The sequence below is a fragment of the Aeromonas sp. R6-2 genome (assembly GCF_040908155.1).
Taxonomy (GTDB): domain Bacteria; phylum Pseudomonadota; class Gammaproteobacteria; order Enterobacterales; family Aeromonadaceae; genus Aeromonas; species Aeromonas schubertii.
Genome location: NZ_JBFODE010000056.1, coordinates 26152 through 40928, shown reverse-complemented (window position 1 = coordinate 40928; position 14777 = coordinate 26152). Strand labels below are relative to the sequence as shown.

The window sequence follows — 14777 nt, the reverse complement described above, 5'->3', positions numbered from 1 at the left end:
TTGCGTAACCGGATGATTTTTCTGATGAGATATCGCCCCCATGCCACCCGCTGAGTGGGAAAAGGGGGCGTTATTTCCGGTGCGCTCTTCAGGCGCGAGTGAAATGTCCCTACAGGATAGGGACGATCGGAGGCGAGCCGGCCAGCAGATCGCGCAGCCGGGTCAGCCCTTCGGCGAGCAGAGCGTCACTGGAGGGTTGGCTCAGGCTAAGACGCACTCCTTGGGGGGCGGCATACTGGCCGGCGGCAAACAGCTCGCCGCTGGTGATGCCAACCCCGACCGCGTCGGCTGCTGCCACGAACTCCTGGCTGCGCCAGGGGGCAGGCAGGGGCAGCCAGGCGTGCATGGCGCCGCTGTGCCAGCGGGCCTCCGGCAGCAACTGGCGCAGCAGCTCGCCACGTCGACCCAGCACCCTGCGCTGCTCCTCGAGCAGGGGGGCCAGCCCTTGGCGTAACAGGCGGGAGGCGACCTCGAGCAGCAGCGGGCTCACCATCCAGCTCGACAGGCGCATCGCCTGGGCCAACGCGCTGTGCAGGCCTGGCGGGCAGAGCAGAAAGCCTACCCGCAGGCCACCGCAGGCAATCTTGGCCAGGCTGCCGAGGTGAATGACCCGCTCCGGTGCCAGCTCCACCATAGGAGTGGGGCGATCCAGAGGCAGCAGGCCGTTCACGTCATCTTCCACTACCCAGACTCCGTGCCGTTCGCACACGGCCAGCAGGGCGCGGCGGCGCGCCTCGCCCATCATGGCGGTGGTGGGGTTTTGCAGGGTCGGGGTGAGGTAGACCAGACGCGGTCGACGCTGGCGGCAGAGGGTGTCGAGCGCCTCAGGTAGCATACCCTCGTCGTCCATGGCCACCGCCGTTACCTGGCAGCGCAGCTGGCGCGCCGCGCCAAGCAGGCCGGGGTAGGTCAGTCCCTCGCAGGCGATGCTCTCGCCGACGCAGCCGGTGGCCAGCAGGGTCAGCAGGATGCCGTGCTGGGCGCCGTTGCAAAACAAGAAGCGATCGTGCCCGGCCTGAATACCGAGGCTTCCCAGCCAGTCGAGGAAGGCCTGGCGCTGGTGCGGCCGGCCCGCCTCCTGGTCGTAACCGAGCAGGCGGTTGAGATGGGGGTCGTCAGCCAGCTGACGCAGCAGAGGTCCCACCAGGGAAGCCCGGTCGAGAGGCACCGGCAGGTTCTGCCACAGCTCGATGCGCCCCTCCAGCTCTTCGCGCACCGGCCAGTCGGCTCCGCTGGTTTCCCCCTTCTCCCGCACCCAGGTACCGTTACCGACCCGAGCCGCGAGCAGGCCGCGCCGCTCCGCCTCGGCGTAGGCCCGGGTGATGGTGCCTACGGTCACCCCGAGCCGGTCGGCCAGGGCGCGTTGGGTCGGCAGTCGCGAGCCGGGGGGCAGTGTGCCCTCGGCGATGGCGTGCTCAATGGCCTGAGCCAGTCTCAGATAGAGGGGGCCGTCGTGGGCGGCGAGCTCCGGGGTCCAAATTGTCATGGTGACAATAAATCCATTGATCGAGAAATTAACTCAATATAGCGTTGCTTACAGGCAGTGCACAAGCAAAGTATCGGCATTGTATCGATACAATATGGTGAAACAGGAGCAACGCAGATGACACTCGAATGGTACGCCACCCTCTTTGGCTTTGCGGTACTGATGTGCGGTACCCCGGGCCCCAACAACCTGATGTTGACTGCCTCGGGTGCCAATTTCGGGGTGCGCCGCACCCTGCCACACCTTATCGGGGTGAGCGCTGGCCAACCTGTGCTGCAACTGGTGTTGGCCCTCGGTCTCTATCCCCTGTTCGAGGGGGGAGCCTGGCTGAGAACCGGGTTGCAGATCGTCGGTAGCCTCTACCTGCTCTGGCTGGCGTGGCGTATCACCCTGGCTGGCTCGCCGGGGGACCCGGCCGGTCGTGCCCGTCCCATGACCCTGCTCGAGGGACTGGGCTTTCAGTTTCTCAATCCCAAGGCCTGGATGATGGGGATCTCGGCCATCAGCCTGTTTAGTCAGAATGGCGCCGGTTACTGGCCTAGCCAGCTCATCATCATGGCCAGCTTTGCCCTGGTAGCCCTGCCGGTCTGCTTCATCTGGGTGGTATTTGGTCGGCAGCTGGGCAACTGGATAAGCTCGGATCAGGGGTGGCGCCGTCTCAACGGTACCCTGGGGGGGCTGACGGCGCTGTGCGTGGTGACCCTCTGGATGTAAGAAAATGCATGCAAACAACCGGCATACAGGCGGCTTGTTATGCATGAAACCCCTGCGGCATAGTAGGGCCTTTCGCCCGAAAAGGATGATGTGACGATGGATCTCAACTGGTTACTGCCCCTGGCGGGGTTTGCCCTGGTCACCTGCGGAACGCCGGGCCCCAACAACATGCTGTTGACCAGCAGCGGGGCAGCCCAGGGTTTTCGCCGCAGTCTGCCCCTGTTGGTGGGGGTGGTGGGGGGCATCAACCTGATGATCCTGGCGATGGCTCTGGGGCTTGGGATCATCTTCGAGCAGCTGCCCCTGCTGCATGACTTGCTCAAGGTGGCGGGTTCGCTCTATCTGTTGTGGCTGGCCTGGAAGGTGGCCACTGCCTCGGGTCCGGCGGAGGGTAACCGCTCTCTGATCCCGGCCCACCAGGGGGCGCTGCTACAGTTGCTCAACCCCAAGGCGTGGATGATGGCCCTGTCGGCCATCGGTGGCTTCACCCTGGCCGGCGAGGCCTATTGGCCCTCCGCCCTCTGGGTGCTCGCCATCTTCTTCTGCACCGGCCTCTACACCGGCGCCTTCTGGGTGGTGTTTGGTGCCCAGGTGCGGCGCCTCATCCGCACGCCGCTTGGCTGGCGGCGCTTCAACCTCGGCATGGGCGTCGCCACGGCGGCCTGCGTGCTGATGATCTGGATCTAGACGTCTGTCTTGTTGGCCCTGCGGGGCCTTTTTTACGAAAGGAGTGAGCCATGCGCTGTATCGGTCTCTTGGGTGGCATGAGTTGGGAGTCGACCGTGAGCTATTACCAGGCCATCAACCGGGGCGTGCGTGGCGAGCTGGGAGGATTGCACTCGGCGCGTATCCTGTTGCACAGCGTGGACTTTGCCGTCATCGAGCGGCTACAGGCGCAAGGGCGGTGGGAAGAAGCGGGGCGCGAGCTGGCCGCAGCCGCCCGCTCTCTGGAGGCCGGCGGCGCCGATTTTCTGCTGATCGCCACCAACACCATGCACAAGGTGGCGCACGATGTGGTCGCTGCGGTGTCGATCCCGCTGCTGCACATCGCCGACGCCACCGGTGAGCGGTTGGTGGCCGACGGGGTGCGCCGGGTCGGACTGCTCGGCACCCGTTTCACCATGGAGCAGGCGTTTTATCGCGCCCGCCTCGAGGAGCAGTTTGGCCTGGAGGTGGTAGTGCCCGGCGAGGCAGACAGGGAGCTGGTGCACAGGATCATCTACGATGAGCTCTGCCTCGGCGAGATCCGTGAGGCGTCACGCCAGGCCTATCTCGAGGTGATCGCGCGGCTGGCTGAAGAGGGGGCCGGTGCCGTGATCCTCGGTTGTACCGAGATTGCCCTGCTGGTGGGGGAGTGCGCGGCCGCCGTGCCGCTGTATGACACCACGGCTCTTCATGCCGAGGCTGCCGTGCGGTGGGCGCTGGCACCGGATACCTGATATTTTACTGGTCAGATCTCAGATCTCTTGGTGTTGCGTATCCCACAGTGGAAAAGCGTGTAAAATTGCGCCCTGAAATTTGAGGGTGCAGGGCACCTCTTTCCCCGAAGATAAAGGCACATACAGTGGCAGAAGTAGACAGATTTGCGGAGATCCGCCCCTACAACGACGACGAAGTGGCAGGGGCAATTGAACGCCTTGTTCAGGATGACGAGTTCATCGGCGCCATCGCCCGCTACCGCTTTGGCAACCTGGTCGGCTGGCTGGGCTGGGCCATTCGTCCCCTCATCCGTCTGGTGCTGCGTCGCAAGTGGGCCGGCGTCAATACGGTGCGCCAGGTTCAGCTCGGGGTGACCCGCTATATGGAGCGGATGATTGCCGGCTCCACCCGCGGCGTCACCTTCTCCGGCCTCGAGCACCTCGAGCCGGGCAAGGGTTATCTCTTCATCTCCAACCATCGCGACATCGCCATGGATCCTGCCTTCGTCAACTGGGGTCTGTTCAAGAACGGCTTCGATACCGTGCGCATCGCCATCGGTGACAACCTGCTGCGCAAGCCCTGCGCCACCGAGCTGATGCGATTGAACAAGAGCTTTATCGTCAAACGCTCCGCCAAGGGGCCGCGGGAGATGATGAAGACCTTTGGCGATCTCTCTGCCTATATCGGTGAATCCCTGGCGAGTGGTCACTCCATCTGGATCGCCCAGAAGGAGGGGCGGGCCAAGGATGGGGATGACAGAACCGATCCGGCCATCCTCAAGATGTTCTACATGGACGGCAAGAAGCAGAAGATCGAGTTTACCGACTACATGCGCCGTCTCAACATAGTGCCGGTCAGTATCTCCTACGAGTGTGATCCCACCGACATGGCCAAGGCGCGCGAGCTCTATGAGAAGGCACACACAGGGCGCTACGAGAAGGGGGAGTTCGAGGATATCGAGAGCATAGTCGCCGGTATCGTCGGTCAGAAGGGGCGGGTGCATGTGACCTTTGGGGCACCACTGCAGGAGGGATTCTCCGATCCCGACGAGCTGGCCGAGGTGATTGACCGGGTCATCTGGCGCAACTATCGCCTCTTTCCCAACAACTATCTGGCGGCCGGTGAGGCGGATCAGGTGGAGCAGGCCGAGCGACAGGCATTTGAGGCGCGACTGGCTCAGGTACCCGAGGCACACAGGGATATCTGGCGGGCCATGTATGCACGTCCCGTTGAGAACCTAAAGAAAATTTGAATCATTTAAATATTGTTTATAAAACAGGAGCAGATGCTCCTGTTTTTGTTTCTGGTCAATATCAGGCGAAATTAGTTGGGTAATAATGTTGTTTCAACTGGTACGATGTTGATGACACTATCAGGGCCGTTTGGCCCTTTTTGTTGCGTTGAGCGAGGTCTTGCATGATCACAGGTAACCTGATGGCCCTTGACCAGGCCCTGCTCCCCCCGTCTCTGGCGGCGATTCTGCGCGATCTGGTCATCTCCGTCGAACACTGGGAGGGGCACCCCATTGGACGGGTGACGATCGATGGGGATCGCCTCTTCTGCCTGGTGCAAGAAGATCTCACCCAGCCGGCCGATGAGCGCCTGGGGGAGTTTCATCAGGAGTATCTCGACATCCAGTTGCTGCTTTCGGGACGCGAGTGGATCGGCGTCGGCCCCCAGCAATATCGGCTGGAGGGGCTCACTCATCCTCACCCCGACCTCTGGTTTGTGGAGGTGGAGCAGGAGAGTTGGTTGGCCATGCGACCCGGCGACTTCGCTATCTTCTATCCGGGTGAGCTACACCGTCCCCTCTGCACCCAGGGCCTGCCCGCGCCGGTACGCAAGCTGGTGGTCAAGGTACACAAGAGCCTGCTGGACTGAGCCGGCAACGAATTGAAAGATTGGCTGCCGAGGCGGCCATACAGCCCCACTGCGGGGATCCTGTCCCATGTGGATGTAACGACGCGGCGACAGCCGTATCACAGGAAGATTCTGAAGATGAGCAAGTTGGTATTGATCCTGAACTGCGGTAGCTCTTCCCTCAAATTCGCAGTCATGGATGCCGAGACCGGTGAGGCCAGCCTCTCCGGCCTGGCCGAGTGCTTCAACCTGGACGATGCCCGTATCAAGTGGAAACTGCACGGGGTCAAGGGCGAAGCCGAACTGGGAGCCGGTGCGGCTCACCAGGAGGCCCTCGACTTTATCGTGAACCATATCCTGAGCCAGGATCCCGCCCTGGCGGCCCAACTGGTCGCCATTGGTCACCGCATCGTGCACGGCGGTGAGCGGTTCTCCAGCTCGGTGCGCGTGGATGACGAGGTGATCGCCGGCATCGAGGCCGCCATCCCGTTCGCCCCCCTGCACAACCCGGCACACCTCATCGGTATCCGGGCCGCTCTCAAGGTGTTCCCGCAGCTGGCCGACAAGAACGTGGTCGTCTTCGACACCGCCTTCCATCAGAGCCTGCCACAGGAAGCCTATCTCTACGCGCTGCCCTACAAGCTCTACGAAGAGCACGCCATCCGTCGCTACGGCGCCCACGGCACCTCCCACCGCTTCATCGCCGAAGAGGCCGCCAAGGCCCTGAACCTGCCGATTGATGAGCTCAATATCATCAACTGCCACCTGGGCAACGGCGCCTCTGTCTGTGCCATCAAGGGGGGCAAGTCGGTGGATACCTCCATGGGGCTGACCCCGTTGGAAGGGCTGGCCATGGGCACTCGCTCCGGTGACATCGATCCGGCCGTGGTCTTCTTCCTGCACGACAAGCTGGGTTACTCGGTCGACGAGATCAACACCCTGCTGACCAAGCACTCTGGCCTGCTCGGCCTGACCGAGGCGAGCAGCGACTGCCGCTATGCCACCACGAACTACGATACCGATGCCGGTGCCAAGCGTGCCGTGGATGTCTTCACCTACCGGGTGGCCAAGTACGTGGGGGCTTACGCCGCCGCCATGGAGGGTCGCCTCGACGCCCTGGTCTTCACCGGTGGTATCGGTGAGAACGCCGCCATCATCCGCGAGATGATCCTTGCTCGCCTGGCCCTGATGGGCTTCAAGGTCGATCAGGAGGCCAACAAGGCTGCCGTGCTCGGTGGCGAGGGGCTGATCACCACGGCCGACAGCCGTCCGGCACTGGTCATCCCGACCAACGAGGAGCTGGTCATCGCTCGCGATGCGCTTGCCCTGGTGGGCTAAGAGAGCCAGGACGCCCGCCACAGTGCGGGCGTTTTTTATGGCTGACAGAAAAGAGAGAGGGCGCCGATGGCGCCCTCTCTTTATGGCATGGGAGGCTTATTTCACCTCTTCGCCCTTGGCCTGCAGGTCGGCGTGGTAGGAGGAACGCACGAAGGGGCCACAGGCGGCATGACTGAAGCCAAGCCCCATCGCCACCTCTTTGAGTTCATCGAACTCGGCGGGCGGCACATAGCGCTTCACCGGCAGGTGGTGGCGGCTCGGTTGCAGATACTGCCCCAGGGTCAGCATGTTGACCCCGTGCTCACGCAAGTCCTTGAGCACCTGGACAATCTCTTCGTTGGTTTCACCCAGTCCCATCATCAGACCGGACTTGGTGGGCAGGTCCGGGTGCATCTCCTTGATGCGACGCAGCAGCTCCAGAGACCAGTGGTAGTCGGCGCCCGGGCGAGCGACCCGATACATGCGCGGGGCTGTCTCCAGATTGTGGTTGAACACATCCGGCGGGGTGTCGCGGAATACCTCGAGGGCCTGCTCCATACGACCGCGAAAGTCCGGGGTCAGGATCTCGATGCGGGTCTGGGGGCTGTGCTCGCGAATTTCGCGGATGCAGTCGGCAAAATGCTGGGCACCGCCGTCGCGCAGGTCGTCCCGGTCTACCGAGGTGATCACCACATAGCGCAGTCCCATCTCCTTGATGGTGAGGGCCAGCTTCTTAGGCTCTTCCGGATCCAGGGGCAGCGGACGGCCGTGGGCCACGTCGCAGAAGGGGCAACGGCGAGTACAGATGGCGCCCATGATCATGAAGGTGGCCGTGCCGTGGTTGAAGCACTCCGCCAGGTTGGGGCAAGAGGCCTCTTCACAGACCGAGTGCAGCTTGTTCTTGCGCAGGGTGCTTTTGATGTGATCGATCTTCTGGCTGCTGGGGGGGAGCTTGATCCGCATCCAGTCCGGCTTGCGCAGCAGCTCCTCGTTGGGATCCGGCATGAATTTCACCGGGATCAGGGCCATCTTGTCGGCATCGCGCAGTTTGACGCCCGGCTCCATACGAATGGGTTTGCTCATGATTCACTCTCGGAATTCGTTATTGTGTCGTAGCCGATAAGGCGGGCCAGTTCGGTGACCAGTGGGGCCGTCGCCTCGCTCACACTCTGGGGTCCACCCAGGCTGCTGGCCTGTGTCATCACCATGCCGGCGTAGCCGCACGGGTTGATGCGCTGGAACGGCGCCAGATCCATCTTGATGTTGAGGGCCAATCCGTGGAAGGAGCAGCCCTTGCGGATCCGAAGGCCCAGAGAGGCTATCTTGGCCCCATCCACATAGACACCCGGCGCATCCGGTTTGGCCGAGGAGGTGATGCCCCATTGTTGCAGGGTGGCAATGATGGCGTTTTCCAGCGCACTCACCAGATCCCGCACCGTCAGATGGCTGCGGCGCACATCTACCAGCACATAGAGCACCAGCTGTCCCGGCCCATGATAGGTGATCTGGCCACCCCGATCGCTCTGCACCACAGGAATATCGCCAGGATTGAGCAGGTGCTCTGCCTTGCCGGCCTGTCCCTGGGTGAAGACGGGATCGTGCTCCACCACCCAGAACTCGTCCGGGGTCTGTGGCGTGCGGTTATCGGTGAAGGCCTTCATGGCATCCCATACCGCCTGGTAGGGGCGGCGGCCGAGGTGGCGCACTATGAGAGGGGGGAGCGATGGCTCAGACATGGGACTCCTCGATGGCTGAAAAACAGAGCCCCGCCAGGCGGGGCCGGCGATCACAGGACGTAGCGGACCTGCTCGATCTCACCGAGGGCGGTGTACATGGCCTCGATGTGCTCCTTGCTTTGGGCGATCACGGTCACGGTGACCGAGTGGTAGTTACCCTTGCTGCTGGGGCGGACGACCGGGCTATAGGTACCGGGAGCGTGAAGCTGCAGCACCTCTACCACCCGCTCTGGCAGGACGGGATCGGCCACGCCCAGCACCTTGAAGGGGAACTTGCAGGGAAATTCGAGCAGCTCGTCAAACTTGGTATTCATCGCATTACCTACTCTGTGGCCGAGGGGATCGGCCGGTTGTTCGTCTCTCGGCTGAGTATGGGGGCAGGGTAGTCCCCCTTCAAGGGGAGGTCCCGGCAGCCCCAACACCGGGGTGCTGCTTTTTACCACAAATCGGTGATGGGCGGAACTGGCAAAGCGTACGGTTATTACAGTAGAAACAAAACGGCGCCCATTGGGCGCCGTCGCGGAGACTTACTTGAAGAGGCTCTGTACCAGCATCATCAGGTAATCCCAGATGCGGCTCAGCAGGTTGCCCTCTTGTACCTCCTCCAGTGCCACCAGCGGCACCTGGGCAATCTCTTTGTCACCCAGCTTGAGGAAGACGGTGCCCACACGCTGCCCCTTGCTCAGGGGCGCCTTCAGCTCGCTGTCGAGCTGGAAATCGGCCTTGAGTTTGTCGGACTGGCCACGGGTGATGGTCACCGCCACATCCTTGTCGACACCGAGTTTGACGGTGGACTTGTCACCCATCCAGATCTTCTGGGTCACCAGCTCGGTACCGGCCTTGTAGGGGGTCAGGGTCTGGAAGAAGCGAAAGCCGTAGGTCAGCAGCTTCTTGCTCTCTTCGGCACGCACGCGCTCGCTGGCGGTCCCCATCACCACGGAAATGAGGCGCATCCCTTCCTTGTTGGTGGCCGAGGCGACCAGGTTGTAGCCGATCTCGCTCACGTGACCTGTCTTGATGCCGTCGACGTTGAGGGAGGCGTCCCACAGCAGCTTGTTGCGGTTGTGCTGGGTGATGCCGTTGAACTGGAACGACTTCTGGGAGTAGATCTTGTACTCCTCGGGCACGTCACGCACCAGGGCCTGACCCAGCAGAGCCATGTCGCGGGCGGTGGAGTAGTGCTCGGCTTCGTGCAGGCCGTGGGGGTTCATGAAGTGGCTGTTGGTCATGCCAAGCTTGGCCGCCCAGGTGTTCATCAGGCTGGCGAAGGAGTCGGTGCTGCCGGCGATGTGCTCGGCCATGGCGACGCAGGCATCGTTGCCCGACTGGATGATGATGCCCTTGTTGAGATCGTCCACCGAGACCTGCTTGCCCACCTCGATAAACATCTTGGAGGAGTCGGAGTAGTTCTTGGACCAGGCGTTCTGACTGATGGTCACCATGTCTTCGCGCTTGATGTTCCCCTTGGCCAGCTCCTGGCCGACGATGTAGGAGGTCATCATCTTGGTCAGGCTGGCGGGGGGCAGACGCTCGTCGGCGTTCTGCTCCACCAGGGTCTGCCCTGTGTAGTAGTCCATCAGTATGTAGGACTTGGCGGCAATGGCGGGGGCGGAGGGCACCACGACCGGATCGGTACTGGCAGAGGCAGCGGTGCTGACCAGGGTGGTGAGGAGCAGCGATTTAACAAGTTTGGACATCTTCGACTTCCTGGGTGCCTGGCGGGAGCATGCGCGCCCCCATGAAACGGAAACGGCGACAACTATACCAGATGTGTCCCTTCGTCACAGGGGGAAGGGCACATGGATAGGGGTCAATTAATTAAAAATGCCTGGGGATAACCGGCGTTTTTGACATGCTTGAGCTCTCGTTGCTGGGCCTGGCTCGCTACCGGACCCAGGATCAGACGATAGAGGCGGCCCTGCCCCCTGACCTGATAGGGAAGGCCCAGCCTGGCCTGCAGGCGTTTCCCCTCGGCCACCAGCTTCTCCTTGTTGGCGCCACTCGCGACCTGGATACGTTTGCCCTTGATCGGGGCCGTGTGCTGCGGGGGCTGGGTGGCCTGCGCCGACTGGCTGAGCGGTTTGGCTTCGGCACGGGCCGTCGCCCTGCTTACCGATTCGATTCGGACTCGGGCCTTGCCGCTACGTACCATACCCAGCTCGCTGGCGGCGGCATGGGTCACGTCGATCAGCAGGTGGCGGTTGAAGGGGCCCCGATCGTTGATCTTGACGATCACCTGACGCCCGTTGCCCAGATTGGTCACCCGGACGTAGCTGCCAAGGGGCAGGGTGCGATGGGCGGCGGTGAAGCGGTGGCTGTTCATCACCTCACCGCTGGCGGTGCGTCGCCCGTCGAGGGAGCGCGAGAGCCAGGAGGCGGTGCCCGTGGTGCGATAGTGACCGCTGCCACTCCAGCCGCTCAGGGGCTCGGGTTGCTCGTCTCGCTCCGGCGCTTTCTGCGGTGTGGCGGCCCGGGCCAGCAGTTCATGCAAGGGGGGCTCGCTCGCTTCGCGAGAGGGGGAGGTGCTCACAGGCGGGGCCGCAGGGGTGGCACAGGCGGTCAGCAACAGGGCGAGCAGGCCACAGAGCAGAGGGCGAAGGATCATCGGATGAGGTTTCCAAGGGTCGATGTATCGGCCCCTGCCCTCGGTGAAATAATCGGCAGGGAGGGGCGCATCCTAGCATGGCCCGAAAGAAAATGCCTCCCCTGAGCGGGGAGGCATGCGACAGCTTATGCCAGCAGGCGCCGGTGGGTGTGGATTGACATCAGGATGCCGAATCCGGCCATCAGGGTCACCATGGAGGTGCCGCCGTAACTGACCAGAGGCAGGGGGACCCCCACCACCGGCAGTATGCCGCTCACCATGCCCATGTTGACGAACACATAGACGAAGAAGGTGAGGGTCAGGGCGCCCCCCAGCAGTCGCTCGAAGCTGTTTTGCGCCTGCATCGAGATATAGAGGCTGCGGCTGATGACATAGAGGTAGAGCACCAGCAGCAGGGCCACCCCGATGAGGCCGAACTCCTCGCTGTAGACGGCGAAAATAAAGTCGGTGTGGCGCTCGGGCAAGAACTCGAGCTGGGATTGGGTCCCCTCCAGCCACCCCTTGCCGAAGATGCCGCCGGAGCCGATGGCGATCTTGGACTGGATGATGTGGTAGCCACGGCCGAGGGGATCCTTCTCCGGATCGATCAGCATCAAGACCCGCTGGCGCTGGTAGTCGTGCATCAGGAAGAACCAGAGCACCGGCAGGAAGGCAGCCACCAGCAGTACGGCCAGGCCGATCAACCACCAGCTGATGCCGGCCAGGAAGATAACGAAGAAGCCCGATGCCGCCACCAGGATGGAGGTGCCGAGATCGGGTTGGGCCGCGATAAGCAGGGTGGGGAAGAGCACCAGCACTATGCTGATCACCAGATGACCCAGCTTGGGAGGCAGGGGGTGCCGGCTGAGCCAGACCGCGATCATGATGGGCATGGAGAGCTTCATCAATTCCGAAGGCTGGAACTTCATAAAGCCGAGATCGAGCCAGCGTTGGGCCCCCTTGCCGATATGGCCGAAGACATCCACGGCGATCAGCATCAGCACCACCACCACAAACAGGGGCACGGCCCAGCGGGCGTAGAAGCTGGGGCTGAACTGGGCCATCACCAGCATGATGGCCAGGGAGAGGCCACCGCGAATGGCCTGCTTGAGCAGGTCGTCCATGCTCTGGCCCGAGGCGGAGTAGAGCACCACCATGGAGAGGGCCATCACGGCCAGCAGGCCGAGCAGCAGGGGGAGATCGATATGCATCCGGTACCAGATGCTGGTGCGGCGCTCGGAATTACTCATGACTCTGGGTCTCCGGCTGAGGAACGGCCTTGCTGGGAGCCGGTGGCAATGGGGGGGAAGGAGGCAGCAACAGGGCGTCCAGCATGGCACGGGCCACCGGAGCCGCATTGCTACTGCCTCCCCCGGCGTTTTCCAGCACCAGGGCGACCACAGCTTCCGGTTTCTCATAGGGGGCAAAGGCGACGAACAGGGCGTTGTCCCTGTGCTCCACCTTCATCTTGCTGGCGTTGTAGACTTCGTTCTCCTTGAGGCTCACCACCTGGGCGGTACCCGACTTGCCGGCCGCCACATAAGGGGTGTTGGCAAAGGCCTTGCGACCGGTTCCCTCATGGCCGTTGATCACCCGCCACATCCCCTCCCGAGCCACACTCCAGTAGCTGTTGTCACGTACGGTGAGCGCCATATTGGGATTGACGGGGGCATCCTCGCTGCTGGTCGCCGTGGTGGTGCGCTTGAGCAGGTGCGGGGTCACATCGTGGCCATTCTGGGTCAGTATGCTGATGGCCTTGGCCAGTTGTATGGGCGTCGAGCTCCAGTAGCCCTGGCCGATGCCGATGGAGATGGTATCACCCTGGAACCAGGGCTGGCGCCAACGCTTGCGTTTCCACTCCCGGGACGGCATGACCCCACGGGTCTCCTCGTAGATATCGACCCCGCTGTACTGACCGAAACCGAACTTGGTCATGTACTCGTTGATACGGTCGATGCCGACCCGATAGGCGAGATCATAGAAGTAGGTATCCGCCGACACCTCGATGGCGCGGTAGACGTCGAGCCAGCCGTGCCCCCACTTCTTCCAGTCGCGAAACTTCTTGGTGGTGCCCGGGATAGAGTAGGTGGGACCGCCGAAGTAGCGGTAACCCGGCGTGATAGCCCCCTCGTTGAGCCCCATCACCGACATCAGCGGTTTGACCGTCGAGGCGGGGGAATAGATGCCCTGGGTGGTGCGGTTGACCAGGGGACGGGCCGGGTCATTGAGCAGGCCCGAATAGTTGGCGTTGGAGATGCCGGTCACAAACAGGTTGGGGTCATAGCTCGGGCTCGACTCCATGGCCAGAATGGCTCCGCTCCTGGGATCCATCATGACGATGGCGCCGCGCCGGCCGGCCAACTGCTGCTGGGCATAGAGCTGCAGGCGGATATCGATATTGAGATAGATATCCTTGCCCGGGATCGGCGGCTGGAACTTGAGGGTGCGCACGATCCGGCCACGGTTGTTCACCTCGACCTCCTGGTAACCGGCGGTGCCGTGCAGCTCATCCTCGTAGTACTTCTCTACCCCCTGCTTGCCAATGTCCTTGGTGGCTGCGTAGTTGGCGAGCTTCTCCTCCTTGTCGAGGCGCTCCACGTCGCGGGTATTGATCTTGGCCACATAACCGAGGGCGTGGGTGAGGGTGTCCCCAAACGGATAGTAACGTTTGAGATAGGCCTCGATGCTGGCGCCCGGGTAGTTGTGCTGGTTGACCGAGAAGAGGGCTACCTGCTTCTCGGTGAGCTTCTCGTACAGGGGCACCGGCTTGAAGCGGCGCTGGCGCTTGGTCTCGGCGAGGAACTTCTCTTTGGTACCCTCCGGCAGACCGAGCAGGGCGATGAGATCGTCCGCCATCTTGTCCACATTCTTTGCCTCTTCCGGCACGATTTCCAGGCTGTAGACGGGGCGGTTCTCCGCCAGCAGCACTCCGTTGGTGTCGTAGATGAGACCACGGGTCGGTGCCACCGGCACCACCCGGATGCGGTTGTCGTTGGAGCGGGTCTGATAGGTGTCGTAGGAGAGCACCTGCAGATAGTAAAGGTTGCCAAAGAGCACCAGCATCAGCGCCACCATGCCGATGTAGGCGACCAGGGTCCGGCGGAAGAAGAGGCTGCCTTCGGCGCTGTGATCGCGCATCTCTACCCGTTGTTTCAGCATCGGGGCTCCCAAGCGGCGTGACTCATGGACTGACTATTCCCTGTGGTAGGGGTGATTGGTGGTGATACTCCAGGCCCGATAGAGACTCTCGGCCACCAGTACCCGCACCAGAGGGTGGGGCAGGGTGAGCGGCGAGAGGGACCAGCTCTGCTCGGCGGCCTGCTTGCACTCGGGGGAGAGTCCCTCGGGCCCGCCGACCAGCAGGGCAACGTCGCGGCCATCCAGCTTCCAGGCCTCGAGTTGGCCGGCAAGCTGTTCCGTGGTCCAGGGTTTACCGGGGATATCGAGGGTGACGATGCGCGAGCGGCCGGCGGCGGCCAGCATGGATTCCCCCTCTTTTTGCAGTATGCGGGGGATGTCGGCATTCTTGCCGCGCTTGCCGGCCGGGATCTCCTGCAGCTCGAAGGGCATATCCTTCGGAAAGCGGCGACGGTACTCCTCAAAGCCGTGCTCAACCCAGGCGGGCATCTTGGTACCCACCGCAATCAACTGTATCTTCATC

General features: G+C 62.6%; 15 protein-coding genes. 6 read left to right on the top strand and 9 right to left on the bottom strand.

Going from position 1 to position 14777, the window contains the following annotated elements; translation table 11 throughout:
• Positions 1 to 109: 109 nt before the first annotated feature.
• Positions 110 to 1486, bottom strand: a complete 1377-nt coding sequence (locus AB5Y48_RS15010) for a PLP-dependent aminotransferase family protein (protein ID WP_050666628.1) — start codon at positions 1484 to 1486, stop codon at positions 110 to 112.
• A gap of 117 nt (positions 1487 to 1603) precedes the next feature.
• On the opposite strand from AB5Y48_RS15010, the gene AB5Y48_RS15005 reads away from it, so the two are divergent.
• From AB5Y48_RS15005 to AB5Y48_RS14980, 6 genes are all read left to right on the top strand, one after another.
• Positions 1604 to 2200, top strand: a complete 597-nt coding sequence (locus AB5Y48_RS15005) for a LysE family translocator (protein WP_050666629.1) — start codon at positions 1604 to 1606, stop codon at positions 2198 to 2200.
• A 96-nt stretch (positions 2201 to 2296) separates the two neighbouring features.
• Positions 2297 to 2887, top strand: coding sequence for a LysE family translocator (locus AB5Y48_RS15000; protein ID WP_050666630.1), 591 nt, complete (start codon positions 2297 to 2299; stop codon positions 2885 to 2887).
• 50 nt (positions 2888 to 2937) lie between these two features.
• Entirely contained in the window at positions 2938 to 3639 is a 702-nt protein-coding gene (locus AB5Y48_RS14995) for an aspartate/glutamate racemase family protein (RefSeq protein ID WP_368164959.1), read from the top strand.
• A gap of 125 nt (positions 3640 to 3764) precedes the next feature.
• Positions 3765 to 4871, top strand: a complete 1107-nt coding sequence (locus AB5Y48_RS14990; RefSeq protein WP_060587231.1) for a 1-acyl-sn-glycerol-3-phosphate acyltransferase — start codon at positions 3765 to 3767, stop codon at positions 4869 to 4871.
• 164 nt (positions 4872 to 5035) lie between these two features.
• The gene (locus AB5Y48_RS14985; RefSeq protein ID WP_060587230.1) at positions 5036 to 5500 is read left to right on the top strand and encodes a YhcH/YjgK/YiaL family protein; all 465 of its coding nucleotides are present in this window, start codon (positions 5036 to 5038) and stop codon (positions 5498 to 5500) included.
• A gap of 117 nt (positions 5501 to 5617) precedes the next feature.
• Positions 5618 to 6817, top strand: a complete 1200-nt coding sequence (locus AB5Y48_RS14980; RefSeq protein WP_050666634.1) for an acetate kinase — start codon at positions 5618 to 5620, stop codon at positions 6815 to 6817.
• Positions 6818 to 6913: 96 nt separating this feature from the next.
• On the opposite strand, the gene lipA is transcribed toward AB5Y48_RS14980, so the two are convergent.
• The 8 genes from lipA to rlmH all read right to left on the bottom strand — a co-directional run bounded on the left by lipA (position 6914) and on the right by rlmH (position 14776).
• Positions 6914 to 7879, bottom strand: coding sequence for a lipoyl synthase (lipA, locus tag AB5Y48_RS14975; protein ID WP_050666635.1), 966 nt, complete (start codon positions 7877 to 7879; stop codon positions 6914 to 6916).
• A complete protein-coding gene (lipB, locus tag AB5Y48_RS14970; protein WP_050666636.1) occupies positions 7876 to 8532 on the bottom strand; it encodes a lipoyl(octanoyl) transferase LipB in 657 nt (218 codons plus the stop codon). Before lipB ends, lipA begins: the two co-directional genes overlap by 4 nt.
• Before the next feature lie 50 nt (positions 8533 to 8582).
• Entirely contained in the window at positions 8583 to 8846 is a 264-nt protein-coding gene (ybeD, locus tag AB5Y48_RS14965) for a DUF493 family protein YbeD (RefSeq protein WP_050666637.1), read from the bottom strand.
• Positions 8847 to 9059: 213 nt separating this feature from the next.
• Positions 9060 to 10229 (bottom strand): D-alanyl-D-alanine carboxypeptidase family protein, encoded by a 1170-nt coding sequence (locus tag AB5Y48_RS14960; RefSeq protein WP_050666638.1) that lies wholly within the window; start codon positions 10227 to 10229, stop codon positions 9060 to 9062.
• A gap of 113 nt (positions 10230 to 10342) precedes the next feature.
• The gene (locus AB5Y48_RS14955) at positions 10343 to 11137 is read right to left on the bottom strand and encodes a septal ring lytic transglycosylase RlpA family protein (protein WP_368164956.1); all 795 of its coding nucleotides are present in this window, start codon (positions 11135 to 11137) and stop codon (positions 10343 to 10345) included.
• Positions 11138 to 11262: 125 nt separating this feature from the next.
• The gene (gene rodA / locus AB5Y48_RS14950; protein WP_136614142.1) at positions 11263 to 12366 is read right to left on the bottom strand and encodes a rod shape-determining protein RodA; all 1104 of its coding nucleotides are present in this window, start codon (positions 12364 to 12366) and stop codon (positions 11263 to 11265) included.
• A complete protein-coding gene (gene mrdA / locus AB5Y48_RS14945; RefSeq protein ID WP_050666641.1) occupies positions 12359 to 14275 on the bottom strand; it encodes a penicillin-binding protein 2 in 1917 nt (638 codons plus the stop codon). Before mrdA ends, rodA begins: the two co-directional genes overlap by 8 nt.
• A 33-nt stretch (positions 14276 to 14308) precedes the next feature.
• Positions 14309 to 14776 carry a 23S rRNA (pseudouridine(1915)-N(3))-methyltransferase RlmH gene (gene rlmH, locus AB5Y48_RS14940; RefSeq protein WP_368164955.1) on the bottom strand — a complete coding sequence of 156 codons (468 nt, stop codon included), beginning with the start codon at positions 14774 to 14776 and terminating at the stop codon, positions 14309 to 14311.
• Position 14777 lies beyond the last annotated feature (1 nt).